Here is a 16,921-nt window from a genome sequence, read left to right on the forward strand (position 1 = left end):
TCTCAGCGCCGCGACTGTGGCGGTCGAGCGGTGGTCCGGCGGGCGCGCGGGGTTAGGCCGGGGCGGGGATGGGTGGGAGGTGGACTTCGAAGGCGCAGCCGCCCTCGATGTTGGAGACGGCGATTCGGCCGTCGTGGGACTCGACCACGCCGCGGGCGATGGCCAGGCCGAGGCCGCCGCCGTTGTCGGAGGGGGTTCGCTGCAGGTCACCGCGCCAGCCGATGTCGAACACCCGGTCCAGGTCGTCCGGCGGAATGCCGCCGCAGCCGTCGGTGACCGCGAGGCGGATCCGCCCGTCGCTGTCCCGATCCACCGCAAGCCGGACCGTACCGCCTTCATCGGTATGGCGAATCGCGTTGCCGACCAGGTTCGTCACCGCGCGAGTCAGTTCGTCCGCGTCACCGTGTACGGCGAGCCGGTCGTCCCCGGCGGGCGTATCAACCGCCAGTACGACGCCGTAGGCGCGGGCGTGCTCCACGGTCTCCCCCGCGACATCCTCCACGAGCTCCCGCAGGCTGACCGCCGAACGCCGGCGTGGCGCCGGAGCGGCCGACAGGCGGGACAACTCGAACAGGTCGTCCACCAGCCCGGTCATCCGGTCCACCGTGGTGCGCATCTGCCGCAGCGCGCCGGGCACATCCTCGACGACCCCGTCCTCCAGGCCTTCCGAAACCGCCCGCAGTCCCGCGAGCGGCGTACGGAGATCGTGCGACATGAAGGCGACGAGCTCACGGCGACTGGCCTCGAGCGCGCGTTCGCGCTCGCGGGAGGCCGACAGGCGCTGCCGGGTCTTCTCCAGCTCGTCCGACAGCTCGGCCAGCTCAGCGGGAACCGCCAGAGCCGGCTGCTCCGCCACGGATCCCGTGTCGTCGGCCAGACCGCGAAGCCGGCGGCCGACGTCGCGAGAGCCCGCGGTGATCCAGTGGCCGAGCAGGATCGCCAGGCCGATGCCCAGCAGGGCGGCGAAGGCCAGCGTCCACATCACCACCAGCGAGTCGTGGCTGGAGATGAACATGGCCCGTACGTTCTGCATCACGGCCGCTTGTGCCGCGGCCATCGGAACCAGCGCGGCCACGATCATGGTGACGCGTAACGAGCGCCGCCGGACCCGCCACAGCAGCAGTACGCCGAGCGCCGCCACCACCGCCGTGGTCAGAGTGGTGAAGGCGAGAATCGTGAACATGTCCTTCATCCGGCCGGCTCCTCCTCGGCCGCGAAGCGATAACCGGTTCTCGGCACGGTGAGCACCAGCCGGGGATCGGACGGATCGTGCTCGATCTTCTCCCGCAGCCGGCGGACGTGCACGGTCACCGTCGACGAGTCGCCGAAGTCCCAGCCCCAGACGCGGCGCAGCAACTCCGCCTTGGTGAAGGCTTCGCCCGGATGACCGACCAGAAAGGCCAGCAGGTCGAACTCCCGGTGCGTCAGCGACAACGGTTCACCCGCCAGGGAAGCCGTCCGGGCCGCCGTATCGAGTGCAACGGGCCCACAGGCCAGCTTCTTCGGCGTCAGCGTCTGCCCGCCTAGGCGTTCCTCACGGCGTAACAGAGCCTGCACGCGCAGGGTGATCTCGCGCGGGCTGAACGGCTTGACCACGTAGTCGTCGGCACCGAACTCCAGCCCGACTAGACGGTCTTCTTCCTCGCCCCGGGCCGACAACATGATCACGGCCGCGCCGTCGTCTGCAGCGCGCATACGGCGCAACACCTCCAGTCCGGACAGGCCAGGCAGCATCACGTCCAGGACCACTACCGACGGCCGCCACTGTTGCCAGGCTTCAACCGCCTGCAGGCCGTCGGCGACCACCCGAGCCTCGTAGCCGGCCTTGGTCAGATAGGCGGAGACGACGTTCGACACGGTCGGGTCGTCATCCACGATGAGCACGCGAGTAGCCACGGTCTGAGCGTAGAACCTCCCGACCGCATCTCACCGCCCATTGCGACTTCTCCCGGCGTACGTAAGCGAGCCGTCATCGCGTCCAGGCCCCACCCGGGCCGCGCCGTACCTACCGTCGAAGAGTGCCCGAACCGACGATCGACCTCGTACTGCCCTGCCTCAACGAGGCCGCCGCCCTGCCCTGGGTCCTCGGCCGCCTGCCCACCGGCGTACGGGCGATCGTGGTCGACAACGGCTCCACCGACGGCTCCGCCACGATCGCTGCCGCCCATGGCGCGACGGTGGTCCACTGCGACCTCAAGGGGTACGGCGCCGCCTGCCACGCGGGGCTGGAGGCCTCGACCGCAAAGATCGTGGCCTTCCTCGACGCGGACGCCTCGCTCGATCCACGCCAGCTCGACCGGGTCATCGCGCCGGTCCAGGCGGGCGAGGTGGACCTGATGCTCGGCCGCCGCAAACCGGTTTCGCGCCAGGCCTGGCCGTGGCACTTACGCCTCGCGAACGCCGAGCTCTCCCGCCGCATCCGCCGCCGTACGGGCCTGACGTTGCGCGACCTGGGTCCGATGCGGGCGGCCCGGCGGGAGGGACTTCTCGGCCTGGGGATCACCGATCGTCGTTCGGGCTATCCCCTGGAGACGGTGGTACGAGCGGCCGACGCGCGATGGCGGATCGCCGAAGTCGAGGTGGACTACCTGCCGCGGTCCGGCCGTTCGAAGGTGACCGGCACGCCGCTCGGTGCCGCCCGGGCGGTTCTCGACATGAGCAAGGTCCTCGCCGGATGACCTACATCGTGATCGCGAAGGAGCCCGTGCCGGGGCGAGTCAAGACGCGCCTGCAAACCGGTTTCACCCCCGCGGAGGCCGCCGCGCTCGCCCGCGCGGCCCTGACCGACACCCTGCAGGCCGTTCGGGCGGCCGCCGCCACCGAGCAACCCGTACGTCGTACCGTGCTGGCTCTCGACGGCAGGGCCGGTCCGTGGCTGCCACCGGAGTTCGAGGTTGTGCCGCAACGCGGCGAAGGCCTCGCCGAACGGCTGGCGGCCGCTTTCGAGGATGCGTACGAGGGTGAACCGATGCTGCTGGTCGGGATGGATACGCCGCAGCTCACGTCGGAACTCCTCAAACCCGACTGGACCGGGTACGACGCGGTCCTGGGCCTGACCGATGACGGCGGTTACTGGACGATCGGGCTGCGGCATCCGGATCGACGCGTGTTCGATCGGGTGCCGATGTCCACCGACCACACCGGCGCCGACCAGCTGGATCAATTGGTTGCCCTCGGCTACAACGTGCGGCTGTTGCCGACGCTGCGCGACGTGGATACGCCAGCGGACGCGATGGCCGTGGCAACCACCTATCCCGGGCTGCGAATGTCGCGGTTGCACCGACGGCTGCAGCGTTCGGCTCATCCCGCCATGTTGTTCGAACGGGCGCTCGGCGGGGAACCGGTTGTTGCCTTCGGCTCCGATGGACGCGCCGTCCCGGGCTTGGCGGAGGTGGATCGGTGGAACGCGCCGGCCGATGCGGTCGACCGGCTCGCGCTGAGCCGTTGCGAAGGGCCGGTGCTCGACATCGGGTGTGGACCCGGCCGGATCGTGACCGCCTTGGCCGAACGGGGAATTCCGGCCCTCGGCGTGGACGTGTCGGCCCAGGCCGTACTGCTCACCACCAGGCAGGGCGCGCCGGCCTTGCGGCGACCGGTGCAGGAGCCGCTGCCGGGCGAGGGCCGTTGGGGCACGGTGTTGCTGATGGACGGGAACATCGGCATCGGGGGCGCGCCCGGCGAACTGCTGCGCCGGTGCGCCGAACTGGTCCGGCCGGAGGGCCTGGTGCTGGTCGAGGTCGATCCCGACGACAGCCTCGACGAGTCGGGTCCGATCGTGCTGCACAGCCCGGGCACCGGCCGCCGCTCGACGCCGTTGCCTTGGGCACGGGTTGGCAGTCTGGCGGTCCTGAGGCATGCGCTTGCGGCCGACCTGCTGGCCACGGAGGACTGGCGCGCGGACGGCCGGGCTTTTCTCACCTTCCGCCGCTGCGGCTCCCACCGCGTTGCGCGGGTGGGCGGATGAGGTTCGGACTTGGCGCTTTGCTCGCGGCAACGATCTGCGCCGGGACGATCGTTGCCACCGCCAACAGCTGGTGGCCGACCTCGGTGTTGCTCGGGGCAACTGTGGCCATAGCCGGTATCGCCCTCGTCGTTACCCGGCAGCCACCCGGGCGGCACGTCGTGATCACATTGCTTGCGGGCGCCGCATTGTGCCAACTGCCTGGTCTGACCATGCCGCCGCTGTCCAGCACCGACGCGTACCGCTATGTCTGGGATGGCCGAGTCTCGATATCTGGCACTTCCCCGTATGCCCATGTGCCGCTCGACGACGAGCTTGCGCAGCTGCGCGATCCACTGCTCTTCCCCGGCCTCGGCGCGAACGACCGCTCCGGCGTGACCGGACCACCGCGAGTGCCCGCCGACGAGGCCGGCCTGATCGACCTGGCGAAGGACGACCCGCGCACGAAGATCAACCGGCCGCGGGTGCCGACGATCTACCCACCGGTGGCGCAGGCGTACTTCGCCACGGTCGCGCTGGTCACTCCTTGGCAGGCCGGTACGTTCGGGTTGCAGTTGGCCTCGGCCGCGATCGCCGTACTGCTCACCTGGCTGCTCGCCTGGGCGCTGAAGGCCGGCGGCCGCGATCCTCGCTGGGCGGTGCTGTGGGGCTGGTCCCCGATGGTCGTCCTGGAAACCGGTAGCGCGGCTCATGTCGACGTTCTCGCTGCATTCCTGCTCGTTGCCGCCGTCATCGTTGCCGCCCGGCGTCCGTTCGCGGCCGGCGTACTGGTGGGTGCCGCCGCGAGCGTGAAGTTGCTGCCGCTTTTGTTGCTGCCGGCATTCACCAGCCTGCGCCGTCGCGAACTAGCCGCGCCGTTTGTTGCCGTTGGCACCTTTGTCGCGTCGTACCTGCCCTACCTGCTCGTCTCGGGCAGTCTGGTGATCGGATTCCTCCCTGGCTATCTCACCCAGGAGAACTTCACCGAGCGCTCGTCGCTGCTCGGCCTGGTGCTACCGCCGGAACTTCGCCAGTTCGCCGCCGCCGCGATAGCGCTGGCCCTCGCCGTCGTGGCGGTCCGCCAGTTCGGCCGCGAACCCGTCGCGGTCACCTGCTGCTGGCTGTACGGCGCGGCGCTGCTGCTCACCACGCCCGCCTATCCGTGGTACGGCCTCCCGCTGATCGCGCTCGCCGTACTCGCGACGCGGCCCGAGTGGCTCGTCGTACCGACGGCGGCCTACGCGGCGTACGTGAACTACACCGACGGGCCCCGGCAGGGTCTGATCTACCTGGCCGCGGCCGTGATCGTGGTCACCGCGACGGCGGTACGATCCACCCGCCGTGTTCGCGCTCACACGGAGCGTCCGAATACGGCGAATCCGGTTTGACCCGGGTGGCCAACGGCGCCAACACTGGGAGGCCGTCGCGTTGTGAGGCGGCGAACGAACGTCTGAGTGAAAGGCCCTTCCGTGTCCGACCGTCTTCCGCGCCTAGCCCTGGCCACCTCCGCCGAGCACGCCCAGTTGCACGAGGACGACCTCCCGTTGCTGGCCGCCCTGCGCGAGGCCGGTCTCGACGCGGTGCCGGTGGTCTGGACCGATCCCTCGATCGACTGGTCGTCGTACGACGCGGTGCTGCTGCGCTCGATCTGGGACTACCACAAGCGCTATCTCGAGTTCACCGAATGGCTCGGGCAGCTGGACAAGGCGGGCGTGCGCCTGCTGAACGACAGCGCCCTGGTCCGGTGGAACGCGGACAAGCGCTACCTACTGGAACTGCGCGAAAAGGGTGTCGCGATCGTGCCAACGCAGGTCGCGGCCGGCGCCTGTCTGCGTGAGGTGGTCGGCGGCCTGACCGGCCAGGAGATCGTGGTCAAGCCGACGGTCAGCGCGAGCGCGACGCACACCGTGCGCGGTATCGCCGGCAGCGCGGAACTGGCCGCCGAGCTGGACAAGCTGCCGGATGGCGCGTACCTGGTGCAGCCGTTCCAGCGCGAGGTCACCGCCGACGGCGAGTGGTCGCTGCTGTACTTCGACGGCCAGTTCAGCCACGCGGTGCTCAAGCGCGCGGCCGACGGCGACTTCCGGATCCAGCAGGAGTTCGGCGGCACGTCCGAGGCGATCGAGCCCCCGCCCGCCGCCCTGGAGGTCGCCGAGCGCACGCTCGCGTCGCTCGACGTACGCGTACCGCCGGTGTACGCGCGCATCGACGGCATCATGGCCGGTGGCCGGTTCCTGCTGATGGAGGCCGAGCTGATCGAGCCCTACCTGTTCCTGCCGGACCACCCGGCCGCCTATACCCGCTTCGCCGACGTAGTCACCACCCGCCTCAGCGCCTGACCACCCAAGCGGCTAGCCACAGGCAAGGTGCCAGATCGCGGGGGTTCGAACAGTCCCCGCGCCTAACGGGCGGCGAGCCAGGCCTGGTGGAAGGCTTCGTAGGAGGGGAAACGGGTGGTGACGGCCTCTTGGGTGACGGCGTAAAGGGCGTCGTTACCGCGGAAGGGCGAGCGGTCCAGAGTGCCGTCCGATAGGAAGACCAACACCGCGCGGGCCAGCACGTAGGCGGTGGTGCGGTCGTCGATCGGCGCGCCGAGGGAGAACTCCTCCGGCGCCATGAACCGGCGCGCGCCGAACATCCGGCCCATGTCGTTGCGGTAGGCACCGAAGTGGTAGGTGTCGAGGTCCATCACGGTCAACCGCCGACGCGTGAAGTCGTACAACAGGCACCCGTCGTAGAAGTCACCCTCAACCCACCCCGCGCTCGTGATCCGCGCATGCAGTTCGAACAACGCGTCTAGTGCAGTCAGAATCTCGCCCACCGGCAACGAGCGGAACCGCTGGTACGCCGTGGCCGGATCGTCCCGCCGCTCCCGGGTGGTCCCCAAGTGCTCGCCATCGCGCCACTCGTAGACCAGTACGGGACCACCGGGTGACTCGATCACCGCGTGCAGCTCAGGTACCAGCGGATGCGGAACCGCCTCGGCGATACGGACGGCGTTGCGCAGCAGAGCCACCCGGCCGTCGAAGTCGAGGTACGGCGCCTGGTCGGCCGGATCCCCCGCGGTCTTGAGGAAGTACCGCCCGGCCGGAGTCTCCACGCCGTACGACACGTTGCCCGAGTCCTGCGTATCCGCCCCGAACCGGGCGAAGACCCGGCCGAGCTGCTCGACGTACTCGGCCGGCTGGATTTCGATCGCGGCAGGGAACATCCGACCGACCCTAGCGACCGCCCGCCGCTGCCGCGACCGATTTGCGCCGGGCTGGTTGTCGTCGCGCGGGGCGGGTACCGGACGGTCGAGAGAGAGGTGATCCCTGATGGGACTGACAGCAGACGGCCGGTATCCGCCCGGCGAGAAACCGCGAACGGTCACCGACAGCGACGTGAACGCCGAACTCGAACGGACCGGCACGGTGGACGAGAGCCTGCTCGGCAAGGCCGATATCGAGCACGACGAGGGCGCTCAGCCGCATTCACCCCGCGGGCAGGCCGCCCGGACCGCGGAGAACGCCGACAACGTGCCGGAGCACGGCAACTCCGACCCGGCCGACTTCCACCCCGGCGGCCCCGAAGCGGCAGACCCACCCAACCGCACCCCCTGAGCCCGTACGACGCGCCTTGAGCCGGTACGGCGGCCTGGCCGTCGTACCCGCTCAGGACGTCGGAGGTCCTGAGCCCGTCGCACCCGAAGCGGCGGGCTCAGCCCTGTCGGCGTACGGCCGGGAACTGACCTGTAACGATCGGCATACTGCCGGACATGGTCGGAGTATGACGAGTACGCCGAGTCCACCACGTCTCGCGCCGTTACGGGCCGTGACGGACCAGGAACTCAGATTCCGCGAGCTGTTCGCCGGGAACTCCCGCGATCTGCTCGGCTTCGCCCTGCGCCGGGTGTGCTCGCCGGAGGACGCCTCGGACATCGTGGCGGAGACGATGCTCGTGGCCTGGCGGCGGATCGACGAGGTGCCGATCGACGGCACCGCCCGGCTCTGGCTGTACGGCGTCGCGCGGCGGGTGCTCGCGAACCACCGGCGCGGGCAGGCCCGGCGCGACCGGCTGGGCGAGCGCCTTCGCCTGCAACTGGTCCAGGTCGCCCCGGACCCGACCGATTCGATCGACTCGAACACCGTGGTGCGGGCGGCAATGGCCCGGCTCGGCGAAAGCGATCGCGAACTGCTGATGCTGACCGGCTGGGAAGGGCTCGATCCGCGAGAGGTCGCGATCGTGCTCGGTGTTCCCGCGCGTACGGTCCGGACCCGCCTGCATCGGGCCCGGACCCGACTACGCAAGTTGCTCGGAGACGCTTTCGACGCAGACGGACATGTACGGGATGAACCGCACGCGCGACCGGCTCAGGAGGAGCGATGAACGACGACCAGCTCAGCCGCCTGATCGCGCAGGCCAACCCGTTCGGCGAGAACACGGTCCGGCAGTTGCCGATCGACGACGCCGAGTCCGACCTGCTGGAGGAGATCATGATCACCGCCGAGCCCACCCCTCAGCGCAAACCGAGCGGCCGCCGCGCCATGGTGCTGGCCGCCGCCGCGGTCGCCACCATCGCCGTACTCGCATCTCAACTGCTGCCCCTCGGCTCCGCCCAGCCGGCCCCAGGGCCAGCCGGCAGCATCGGGTCCGCCCAGGTTCGGACAGACGGCGCCCAGCGCCTGTTGCTGAACGCCCCCGGATGGAAGATCGACCAGTTCATCAGCGGTGGGACCTTCGACGGTGGTGAACTGGACTTCAAGAACGGCAAGAAGGATCTGAGTGTGCATTGGCGCGCCGCGGAGCTGTACAAGTCGTACTACGACGACCGCGCCGACGTGAGTGCGCCCAAGCCGATCGAGCTGCTCGGCCAGCAGGGTTCGGTGTTCAACTACAGCGCGCGTGACCACGCCGCCATGCTGCCACCGAAGGGCAAGCACTTCCTCGAGATCCGCGGGTCCGGCGGGACGGAGAAGGAGTTCCGCGAGTTGCTGTCCAAGCTGTACGTGGTGGACAGCAATGCCTGGGTGGACGCCTTGCCAGGCAGCGTCGTAAAGCCGTCCGAGGTGGAAGTCGTGGTCGGCGAGATGCTGGCCGATGTCCCGATTCCGGCCGGGCTCAACCGCGAGAAGCTCTACCAGGGCGCGCCGAACGACCGGTACCACCTTGGGGCCGACGTCAGTGGAGCGGTTACCTGCCTGTGGGTCGACAAGTGGGTCAAGGCCAGGAAGGCCGGCGACGCCGCCGGAATGCAGGCATCCGTCCAGGCGATGAACACCAGCCGGAACTGGAAAGTCCTCAAGGAGATGGCCAAGGACGGCGATTACTCTGCCGTGCTGTGGGACTTGGTGGGCTTGATCGCCGCCGGCAAGGACCCGGGCAACTACAGGTCGAGGCTCGGCTGCAAGTAACGCCGGTCAAAGGAGCCCTGCGCACTTCGCGCAAGGCTTCTTTGCCATCGGCAACCAGCCTTGGGTGGTAAGGCTGACTGACGAACGCGATCGCGGGTACTGGGCTGCCAGCCGAAACTGGAGGTAGACCGTGCCATCGCTTCGCCGTGAGGTGACCACACCCCTGCTGTACCTGTTCATCCTCGGCGACACGCTCGGCGCCGGCGTCTACGTGCTGATCGGCGAAATCGCCGGCGAATCCGGCGGCGCCGTCTGGCTGCCCCTGGTGCTCGCGTTGTTGCTCGCCCTGCTAACCGCCACGTCGTACGCCGAACTGGCCACGAAGTACCCACGTGCGGGTGGCGCGTCGCACTACACCCATCGGGCGTTCGGGCCACTCGCCGGGTTCGCGGTCGGCTTCTGCATGCTGGCGGCCGGCCTGGTCTCGGTCGGCGCACTCACTCGCGCCTTCGGCGGCGAATACCTGACCGAGTTCTTCACCGCGCCGACCGCGATAGTGGCCATCGTTTTCCTGGCAGCGTTGGCCGCGCTCAACATCTACGGCATCAAGGACTCGCTGCGCGCGAACGTGGTCGCGACGATGATCGAGGTGACCGGACTGCTGCTGATCGTGGGCCTGGGCTGCTGGGTGATCGCCCGCGGCGACAGCGACCTCGGCCGGCTCACCGAGATCGGCAGCGGCGAGACGGGTGCCGTCGCCGCGACCTTGAGCGGTGCCGTGCTCGCGTACTACTCGTTCGTCGGCTTCGAGACCTCGGTCAACATCGCCGAGGAAACGAAGGACCCGCGCCGGTCGTACCCGCGGGCGCTGTTCGGAGCACTGGCCACCGCTGGAGTGGTCTACCTGGCGATCGGTCTCGTCACCTCAGCGGTGGTTCCTACCAGCACCCTGGCGGAATCGAGTGGCCCGTTGCTCGAGGTGGTTCGCGCCGCGGGCGGCGTACCGACCTGGGTCTTCAGCGCGATCGCCTTGGTCGCGGTGGCGAACGGCGCGTTGCTGACCGGCATCATGTCGTCGCGGCTGGCGTACGGCATGGCGCGCGACGGGCTGCTGCCGAAGGTATTGTCCCGGTTGTTGCCTCAGCGCCGTACTCCGTGGCTCGCCGTCCTCGTGACCACGAGCCTTTCACTGGTATTGGCGCTGACCGGCCAGGTGGCGGAACTGGCGTCCACACTGGTCTTGTTGCTGCTGATCGTGTTCCTCGCGGTCAACACCGCCGTACTGGTATTGCGCCGGGAGACCGTCGACGAAGACCACTTCCGTGCGCCGACGATCATTCCCGTGCTGGGCATCGGTTCCTGCCTGCTGCTGTTCACCCGGATCGAGGCCGGCGTCTGGTTGCGCGGCGGCATCCTGCTGGCGGTCGGCCTGGTACTCGGCCTGGTTGCCGCGCGCAACAAGCAGCGGGCTACCGCCGAATCGCCTTCCTGACCAGCAAGAACACCGCGCCGCCCGCCACCAGCCAAGGCGCCACGACGATGACGGGGTCGAGCGGCTGATGAGCCAGGTCGGCGCGTTTCTGGCCGGTCCGGGATCTCAGCCCGTGATGGGTGAACTCACTGCGCAAACCGGTTTCGGTCAACGGGTTGTCCGGACGCAAGGTGGCGAACGACCGCACGGTGCTCTCCACCGCATCCACCCGATCCGCGGCCGGTAGGAGCAGCCAATGCGCGGCGCGGCCCTCGCTGAACCGGCGGTACGAGTACCGGCGAATCACCCCGGACAGGCCCTTCGGCGGACAGGCCGTACCGATGACCGGAGTGAGCGTCTCGTGCTCGATCGAACGCTCCCGCGGCCACTTCTCGGGTTGGCGCTCGGGGAACTCCCAATGTGCCCCGTTCTCGCCAAGGCACGGCTGCTCCTTCGGTACGGCGGGCCGCCTTGTAACTTCAGTTTCGCGGCGGTCACATGCTGCAGCAGGTTTCCGTCGGCCTCGGCGCCGACCGCGTGCCGCGGCGGGTGGTGGGCCATTGATACTGACATCATGACAAACTGCGGGTGTCAGATTGCTTGTACGTTCCGGAGCTGAGGCGACAGTGGACAAACCCGCGTTACCGCTCGGCCAGGTCATCTCCCTGGACCGGTCGAGTCCCGTGCCGCTGTACTTCCAGGTCGCGCAACGCCTTCAGGACCTGATCGAGTCCGGGGAGATCCCCACCGGCTCGATGCTCGACAACGAGGTGGTCATCGCGTCCCAGCTCGGCCTGGCGCGTCCGACCATCCGCCAGGCCATGCAATACCTGGTGGACAAGGGCTATCTCGCCCGCAAACGCGGTGTCGGTACGACGGTGATCCATAACCGCGTCCGCCGCAAGGTCGAGATGACCAGCCTGTACGAGGACCTGGAGCAGGCCGGACGCCACCCGAGCACGCAGGTCCTGTCGTACGAGGTCGTGCCCGCTCCCCCGGAGGTTGCGACCGCCCTCGGTTTGGAGGTGGGCGCCGACGTGCTGTCGCTGCGCCGGTTGCGCTTCGCCGGGGACGAGCCACTCGCCATCCTGCGAAACCACGTGCTCCGCGATCTCGGCGTGACCGAGGCCGGCCTGAAACGCCAAGGGCTGTACCAGTTGCTGCGCAGCAAGGGCACCGAGATCCGCAGCGCCGACCAGACCGTCAGCGCCCGCCGAGCCACCACGGCCGAAGCGGAACTCCTCGCCCAACCTCGCGGCGCCACCCTGCTCACCGTCAACCGCACCGCCTACGACCAGGCCGGCCGGCCAGTCGAATTCGGCCGCGACCTCTACAGCGCCGCCCTCTACTCCATCGACATCTCCGTAGCCCGCGACTAACCCGCCCCCGCCCGGCGTGTCGTCACCCGTTCATCGGACGCTTGTTACCAGGCGTGTCGCCGTTCATCGGACCCTTGTGACCGCGCCTGGCGGCTGAACCAGGGGCTAGTGGGAGCGTTTGAGCATGGCGTCGGACAGGGCGTTGGCGCATTCGCCTAGGCGGAGGCCGATGACGTCGAGGCGGCGGAGTAGTTCGCGGCGTTTCAGCAGCCAGATCGACAACTCCTGCTGGAACAGCTCCGCCAGCGCCGCCTGGTAGAGCTGCCGCACGCGACCCGCGCACTTTCGCGCCGCCAGGGTCGACTGGGTCACCTCCGCCGGACGCCGCGACAACTTCCGCATGGCCACCTGCAGATGGTCGAGGCCTTCACCGATCGCGTGCAACGCCTCCAGATCCGAAGGCTCGGGCTTCACCTGGTAGAGGTCCGTCTCCCGAACCAGGTCGCGCAGGTTGTCCAGCACATCGTCGACCGAACGGGACAACCGATACAGGTCTTCGCGATCGATCGGCGTGGTCAAGGCCGTCGCGAGTTCCGCGACCAGCTGCGCGCGAAGATCGTCGCCGGAGTGTTCCAGCACGGACATCAACGCCCGGGCTTCGGCCGGTTCCAGCTCACCACTCGTCATCCGAGCGGTCAGCTCGACACCGCGCAGCGCCGCGCCGATCTGCTCCGCGAGGGCCTCGATCGCGCGATGCTGGGCCCGTCCCGACAGGTCGTCGACAAACCGCCGCATCCGCTTCACTGCAGATCCTCGACAAACCGTGGCGTCCGCTTCACAGCAGGCCCTCGACAAACCGTGGCGTCCGCTTCACAGCAGGCCCTCGACCAGTACGGCGGCCAGCGCGCCGCCGGCCAAACCCGCCGGAAGCGTGACGACCCACGCCACGACAAGCGGTACGGCGTACTGCCAGCGAACGCGATGATGGCCATCCATCAGCGCCGCGCCGACCAGTCCGCCGGTGGTCGACTGGGTGATGCTCACCGGCACGCCTACCCCGGCACTACCGAATACCGCGACCGACGAGGCGATCTCGGCCGAGATAACATGCCCGGGCCGTGCTCGCAGCAGGCCAGTGGTCGCGCCAAGGCTGACCCGGCGCAGACTCAGCGCCGAACCGGCCGCGAAAACCGCCGCGACCGCGATGGCGGGCCCGACCTGGAAGCCGCCGAGCAAGGGATGCCCGAGAGCGGCAGCGGCCATGATCACGACCGCGAACATCTTCTGCCCGTCGTTCGCCGCATACGCCAGGCTCTGCCCGGCAAAAGCCAGGAGCTGTACGCCGCCCGTCAGCCGGCTGATCCGCGGCAGCACCGGCAAGCGTCGTACGAGCGAACCGAGCAAGTACGCCACGGCCAGGCCCACCAGCGGCGCGAGAATCCCGAGCAACAGGATGAATCCGAGGTGACCCCAAGCCGGCCTGGTTCCGAATCCGGCCGTCGCGCCCGCGAGTGCACCGAGTAACGCGAGCGTGATGCTGGTCGGAATCCCCTTCCAGGTCAGGGTCAAAACGATCACGATCGCGACGGCCGCCGCCACCAGGAAGGCGGTCTGCGCGTTGTCACCGGCTCCGGCCAGCAGCCGGTGCGTGAACGTGCGCGCCACCGCCAGACCGAACAAGGCCGGACCGATGCCGACGGCAACAACCAGCACGAGCAACACCAGCGGGTTGGACCGGGCCCGGTGACGGGTGGCCAGCGCGAGCAGGGCCCCGCCGTCGTTCGCGCCGCAGATGAAGACGAAGACCAGGGCGGTACCGAGCAGCACAACGCCTTCGATGGCACACCTCCGGAGCGGGTGGAGTGGCGTACGTCCGGTGGCAGCCGACGTACGCCACTCCACGTTTGAGTGGTCACAAGCGTCCGATGAACCCCGACACACCGCGTCACAAGCGCCCGATGAACGGGATACCGACACGCCGGGGGCGGGGGGGCGGGGGGGGGCGGGGGCGGGGGCGGGGGGCGGGGGGGCGTGTCGGCGTGGCGGCGTGGCGGCGTGGCGGGGGGTTAGTCTTCTAGGGGGGTTTCGTCGGCTACGTCGTCCCAGCTGACGAACTTGAAGTTGGTGTTGGGGCGGGGTTCGCCTTCGGGGTCGAGCACGTCCGGGCCGTTGAAGCCGTCCTGGACGACCAGTAGGCCGTCGGGATAGGCGCTGCCGAAGGAGGCACTCGACACCATCGCGCCGTCGCACTCCTCGGAACCGTCGACGGCCGGGCCGGCGCCGATCCGGAAGCTGGTCAGGTACGGGTTGCTGCCCTCGCGGTCGTAGGCGACGAAGGTGTTGTCGCCCTGGCTCGACGCGAGCAGGTAGCCCTCGCCGTCGCCGTCATCGAAGATGGTGAGGCCTTCGACGTCGGCCGCGATCCGCTTGCCGCCGTAGCCCGGGTCCGGGCCGTAGGTGCACTCGTCGGTCTCGGGGTCGTACGTGCCGGGTACGCCGAACGAACGGACCTTGTCGACCAGGGTGGGTGTGCCCGACAGGTTCGACGAGAGCTTCCAGATGCCGACGTCCTCCTGACCGGCGTACAGCTTGCCGGCGTGCACGTCGAAGACCATGCCCTCGACCTGCGGGGTCGAGCCGGGCTCGTCGCACGGGCTCCACCTCGTCCCGTTCGGCAGCACGAACGAGGCCGGCAGGTTGATGGTTCGCACCGGCACGTACGTGATGGTCGAGCCCGTCACCACGAGCTGGACCAGCTTGATCGTGGTGTGGTTGCGCTGGCTGGCTACCGCGTAGTGCTTGCCGGTGGCCTTGTCCGTGTACGACGCGAGGCCGTACGCCGTGTTCTGGTCTTCCACGTCGGCCTCGGTGGCGGAGAACATCCGGGGCGCGTTCGCGGCGGTGACGTCGGTCAGCGGAGCCGACGGCCGGCCCGGGTAGATCCGGTAGGTGCGGATGCGGTCGCGGCCACGGTCGGACACCACGGCCACGTCGGCCTTGCCGTCGGGGAACTGCACCCCGCTGATCAGGTCCACGTTGTTGAACCGGCCGGTCTCCAGCCCTGGAGCCGGTGCGGGCGGTACCGGTAGTGCCTGCACCTGTACGCCGGACAGGTTGTAGACCTTGAGCCCGCCCTCCTTGGCGGTGGTGATGACCAGGCTCTGGCCGGGGTTGGCGTTGTTGCGCCAGATGGCGGGATCGTCGGCGTCGGCGTTGCCACCGGCGTCGTCGTCGAACTGGGCTGGGGTCTCGGTGACGGCCTCGATCGAGGCGATCGTGCCGGCGCCGGTACCGGCCGACGTGGCCGGAGGTGCGGCGGCCACCAGGACGACGGCGGCACAACTCGCGAGCGCGAGTCCGCGCCGGCTGCTGCGGAATCTGGACATCCTTGCCTCCCTGAGGGGCGGTAGATGAGGGAATGCGCTGGAAGCTACCTCACTATGTCTAGACAAACAAGCATTCACCTGGCGGTAACCTTCTGGCCACTTACCCGGCTGAGAAAACTGACCGGATTACGTTCTTATGTCTTGACATATAGACTTATTCGCGGAACGGTTTGTCCACCTGGCCGCACGGGCCCTGCCCCGTCTGGACCGCACCGAGCACCGCACGCGGCAACGCACGCAGCCCTGCTCGCGGACCCGCCAGAGCTGACACGCAGGAGGAGACATGAAGGTGAGATCCGCAGGCACATTCCGGGCCGGCCGGCTGATGACGGCCGCGATCGTGGCGGTCACGGCCGGTTGCGCACCGTCCACCGCGGGAGGTGGCTCGCCCGCGGCCGAACAGTCCCTGCCGCCCGCCGTGGTGGAGGCCGACTTCGACCTGGCGAAGCTGATCGCGGCGGCCAAGGCCGAGGGCAGCGTCACCGTGTACGACAGCACCGGTGACATCAAGAAGGTGGCCGAGGCCTTCACCGCCAAGTACGGCATCAAGGCGACCGGGGTGAAGTCCGACGTCGGCGACACCCTGGAGAAGATGACCCGGGAGGCGCAGGCCGGCAACGTCACCATCGACGCCACCCTGTACGAGAACGGGCCCACGCTGGTCGGCCAGCTGATTCCCCAGCAGACGGTCTACACCTGGATCCCGGCCGATCTGCAGGAGAATATTCCCGAGCGCAACCGCAACCCGCTGCTGGTGCTGTCCAAGGCGAACGTGTGGATCTACAACCCGAAGGTGTTTCCCCAGGGCTGCCCGATCGACAACATCTGGGACCTGGCCGCGCCGGAGTGGAAGGGCAAGGTCGCGCTGCAGGATCCGCTCGGCAAACCGAACATCATCGAGTGGTTCAACCAGATGGCGGGCAGCTACGACACCGCCCTACGCGATGCGTTCAAGCAGTCCGCGGGCCGCGATCTCGACACCTCCGAACCGTCGGCCGCGCACGAATGGGTCAAGCAGCTCGCGAAAAACGATCCGATCCTGACGTCGGCCGATGACGACGTGTCCGCCGCCGTGGCCTCACCGAACCAGACCGAACCGCGCATCGGCCTGGTCTCGATCGCGAAGTTCCGCGATGTGAAGGGCAAGAACTACCAGATGAAGGTCTGCGACACGATGGCGCCGTACGTCGGCTACCAGTACCCCAAGTTCGGCGCGATCGCGACCGGCTCGAAGCACCCGAACGCGGCCAAGCTGTTCATGCGCTTTGTGCTCACCGAAGAGGGCATCACGCCGGAGATGGGCTCAGGTGGCGTGTCCGGTAGCTCGGCGGTGCCGGCCAGTAAGAACAATCCGCCCGGGCTGACCGACTGGTCCAAGCAGTTGATGCAGTTCGATTCGGTCGCCCTGATCACGGACTACGAGAACGCGCAGTCCATGCAGGACCACTGGCGCGTCAGCCACCGGTGACACC

The 16,921-nt window shown here is 68.7% G+C and carries 17 protein-coding genes; 10 read left to right on the forward strand and 7 right to left on the reverse strand.

The features are described 5' to 3' along the window. Positions 1–52: 52 nt before the first annotated feature. Both ACFFGN_RS07985 and ACFFGN_RS07990 read right to left on the reverse strand, forming a co-directional pair. Complete coding sequence (locus ACFFGN_RS07985) at positions 53–1,192, reverse strand: sensor histidine kinase (protein ID WP_380044703.1); 1,140 nt, start codon at positions 1,190–1,192, stop codon at positions 53–55. After that, the gene (locus ACFFGN_RS07990; RefSeq protein ID WP_380044705.1) at positions 1,189–1,896 is read right to left on the reverse strand and encodes a response regulator transcription factor; all 708 of its coding nucleotides are present in this window, start codon (positions 1,894–1,896) and stop codon (positions 1,189–1,191) included. Before ACFFGN_RS07990 ends, ACFFGN_RS07985 begins: the two co-directional genes overlap by 4 nt. 122 nt (positions 1,897–2,018) lie before the next feature. Between ACFFGN_RS07990 and ACFFGN_RS07995 the strand changes: the two genes are divergently transcribed. From ACFFGN_RS07995 to ACFFGN_RS08010, 4 genes are all read left to right on the forward strand, one after another. After that, positions 2,019–2,678: a glycosyltransferase family 2 protein gene (locus ACFFGN_RS07995; protein WP_380044706.1), complete on the forward strand. Its 660-nt coding sequence runs from the start codon at positions 2,019–2,021 to the stop codon at positions 2,676–2,678. Continuing rightward, positions 2,675–3,964: a DUF2064 domain-containing protein gene (locus ACFFGN_RS08000; RefSeq protein WP_380044708.1), complete on the forward strand. Its 1,290-nt coding sequence runs from the start codon at positions 2,675–2,677 to the stop codon at positions 3,962–3,964. Before ACFFGN_RS07995 ends, ACFFGN_RS08000 begins: the two co-directional genes overlap by 4 nt. Then, a complete protein-coding gene (locus tag ACFFGN_RS08005) occupies positions 3,961–5,328 on the forward strand; it encodes a glycosyltransferase 87 family protein (RefSeq protein ID WP_380044710.1) in 1,368 nt (455 codons plus the stop codon). The genes ACFFGN_RS08000 and ACFFGN_RS08005 overlap by 4 nt, the downstream gene beginning before the upstream one ends. An 81-nt stretch (positions 5,329–5,409) precedes the next feature. Next, positions 5,410–6,279, forward strand: a complete 870-nt coding sequence (locus tag ACFFGN_RS08010; RefSeq protein WP_380044712.1) for an ATP-grasp domain-containing protein — start codon at positions 5,410–5,412, stop codon at positions 6,277–6,279. Positions 6,280–6,341: 62 nt separating this feature from the next. Here ACFFGN_RS08010 and ACFFGN_RS08015 read toward each other — a convergent pair whose 3' ends face one another. After that, the gene (locus ACFFGN_RS08015; RefSeq protein WP_380044714.1) at positions 6,342–7,151 is read right to left on the reverse strand and encodes a serine/threonine-protein kinase; all 810 of its coding nucleotides are present in this window, start codon (positions 7,149–7,151) and stop codon (positions 6,342–6,344) included. 106 nt (positions 7,152–7,257) lie between these two features. Here ACFFGN_RS08015 and ACFFGN_RS08020 point away from each other — a divergent pair, with 106 nt between their 5' ends. From ACFFGN_RS08020 to ACFFGN_RS08035, 4 genes are all read left to right on the forward strand, one after another. After that, complete coding sequence (locus ACFFGN_RS08020; RefSeq protein ID WP_380044715.1) at positions 7,258–7,542, forward strand: hypothetical protein; 285 nt, start codon at positions 7,258–7,260, stop codon at positions 7,540–7,542. Between the two features lie 166 nt (positions 7,543–7,708). Continuing rightward, complete coding sequence (locus ACFFGN_RS08025) at positions 7,709–8,308, forward strand: RNA polymerase sigma factor (RefSeq protein WP_380044717.1); 600 nt, start codon at positions 7,709–7,711, stop codon at positions 8,306–8,308. After that, positions 8,305–9,333, forward strand: coding sequence for a hypothetical protein (locus ACFFGN_RS08030; RefSeq protein WP_380044719.1), 1,029 nt, complete (start codon positions 8,305–8,307; stop codon positions 9,331–9,333). The genes ACFFGN_RS08025 and ACFFGN_RS08030 overlap by 4 nt, the downstream gene beginning before the upstream one ends. A gap of 130 nt (positions 9,334–9,463) precedes the next feature. After that, on the forward strand, positions 9,464–10,765 hold the full coding sequence (locus ACFFGN_RS08035) for an APC family permease (RefSeq protein ID WP_380044721.1): 1,302 nt from the start codon (positions 9,464–9,466) through the stop codon (positions 10,763–10,765). On the opposite strand, the gene ACFFGN_RS08040 is transcribed toward ACFFGN_RS08035, so the two are convergent. After that, positions 10,743–11,051, reverse strand: a complete 309-nt coding sequence (locus ACFFGN_RS08040; RefSeq protein ID WP_380044723.1) for a hypothetical protein — start codon at positions 11,049–11,051, stop codon at positions 10,743–10,745. The two genes, ACFFGN_RS08035 and ACFFGN_RS08040, sit on opposite strands and share 23 nt — an antisense overlap. Before the next feature lie 319 nt (positions 11,052–11,370). On the opposite strand from ACFFGN_RS08040, the gene ACFFGN_RS08045 reads away from it, so the two are divergent. Further along, complete coding sequence (locus ACFFGN_RS08045) at positions 11,371–12,123, forward strand: GntR family transcriptional regulator (RefSeq protein ID WP_380044725.1); 753 nt, start codon at positions 11,371–11,373, stop codon at positions 12,121–12,123. Between the two features lie 105 nt (positions 12,124–12,228). On the opposite strand, the gene ACFFGN_RS08050 is transcribed toward ACFFGN_RS08045, so the two are convergent. The 3 genes from ACFFGN_RS08050 to ACFFGN_RS08060 all read right to left on the reverse strand — a co-directional run bounded on the left by ACFFGN_RS08050 (position 12,229) and on the right by ACFFGN_RS08060 (position 15,449). Beyond that, positions 12,229–12,858 carry a DUF47 domain-containing protein gene (locus tag ACFFGN_RS08050; RefSeq protein WP_380044766.1) on the reverse strand — a complete coding sequence of 210 codons (630 nt, stop codon included), beginning with the start codon at positions 12,856–12,858 and terminating at the stop codon, positions 12,229–12,231. 75 nt (positions 12,859–12,933) lie between these two features. Then, on the reverse strand, positions 12,934–13,890 hold the full coding sequence (locus tag ACFFGN_RS08055; protein WP_380044727.1) for an inorganic phosphate transporter: 957 nt from the start codon (positions 13,888–13,890) through the stop codon (positions 12,934–12,936). A 239-nt stretch (positions 13,891–14,129) separates the two neighbouring features. Then, positions 14,130–15,449: a phytase gene (locus tag ACFFGN_RS08060; RefSeq protein WP_380044729.1), complete on the reverse strand. Its 1,320-nt coding sequence runs from the start codon at positions 15,447–15,449 to the stop codon at positions 14,130–14,132. A gap of 283 nt (positions 15,450–15,732) precedes the next feature. Here ACFFGN_RS08060 and ACFFGN_RS08065 point away from each other — a divergent pair, with 283 nt between their 5' ends. Further along, positions 15,733–16,917: an ABC transporter substrate-binding protein gene (locus tag ACFFGN_RS08065; RefSeq protein ID WP_380044730.1), complete on the forward strand. Its 1,185-nt coding sequence runs from the start codon at positions 15,733–15,735 to the stop codon at positions 16,915–16,917. Positions 16,918–16,921 lie beyond the last annotated feature (4 nt).

It is taken from the genome of Kribbella deserti, from assembly GCF_042434725.1.
Lineage (GTDB): Bacteria > Actinomycetota > Actinomycetes > Propionibacteriales > Kribbellaceae > Kribbella > Kribbella deserti.

Bases quoted from the DNA above. Each gene is read 5' to 3' on its own strand.
- ACFFGN_RS07985 (WP_380044703.1), bottom strand. From the start codon at position 1,192: ATGAAGGACATGTTCACGATTCTCGCCTTCACCACTCTGACCACGGCG.
- ACFFGN_RS08000 (WP_380044708.1), top strand. From the start codon at position 2,675: ATGACCTACATCGTGATCGCGAAGGAGCCCGTGCCGGGGCGAGTCAAG.
- ACFFGN_RS08005 (WP_380044710.1), top strand. From the start codon at position 3,961: ATGAGGTTCGGACTTGGCGCTTTGCTCGCGGCAACGATCTGCGCCGGG.
- ACFFGN_RS08015 (WP_380044714.1), bottom strand. From the start codon at position 7,151: ATGTTCCCTGCCGCGATCGAAATCCAGCCGGCCGAGTACGTCGAGCAG.
- ACFFGN_RS08020 (WP_380044715.1), top strand. From the start codon at position 7,258: ATGGGACTGACAGCAGACGGCCGGTATCCGCCCGGCGAGAAACCGCGA.
- ACFFGN_RS08025 (WP_380044717.1), top strand. From the start codon at position 7,709: ATGACGAGTACGCCGAGTCCACCACGTCTCGCGCCGTTACGGGCCGTG.
- ACFFGN_RS08030 (WP_380044719.1), top strand. From the start codon at position 8,305: ATGAACGACGACCAGCTCAGCCGCCTGATCGCGCAGGCCAACCCGTTC.
- ACFFGN_RS08050 (WP_380044766.1), bottom strand. From the start codon at position 12,858: ATGCGGCGGTTTGTCGACGACCTGTCGGGACGGGCCCAGCATCGCGCG.
- ACFFGN_RS08060 (WP_380044729.1), bottom strand. From the start codon at position 15,449: ATGTCCAGATTCCGCAGCAGCCGGCGCGGACTCGCGCTCGCGAGTTGT.
- ACFFGN_RS08065 (WP_380044730.1), top strand. From the start codon at position 15,733: ATGAAGGTGAGATCCGCAGGCACATTCCGGGCCGGCCGGCTGATGACG.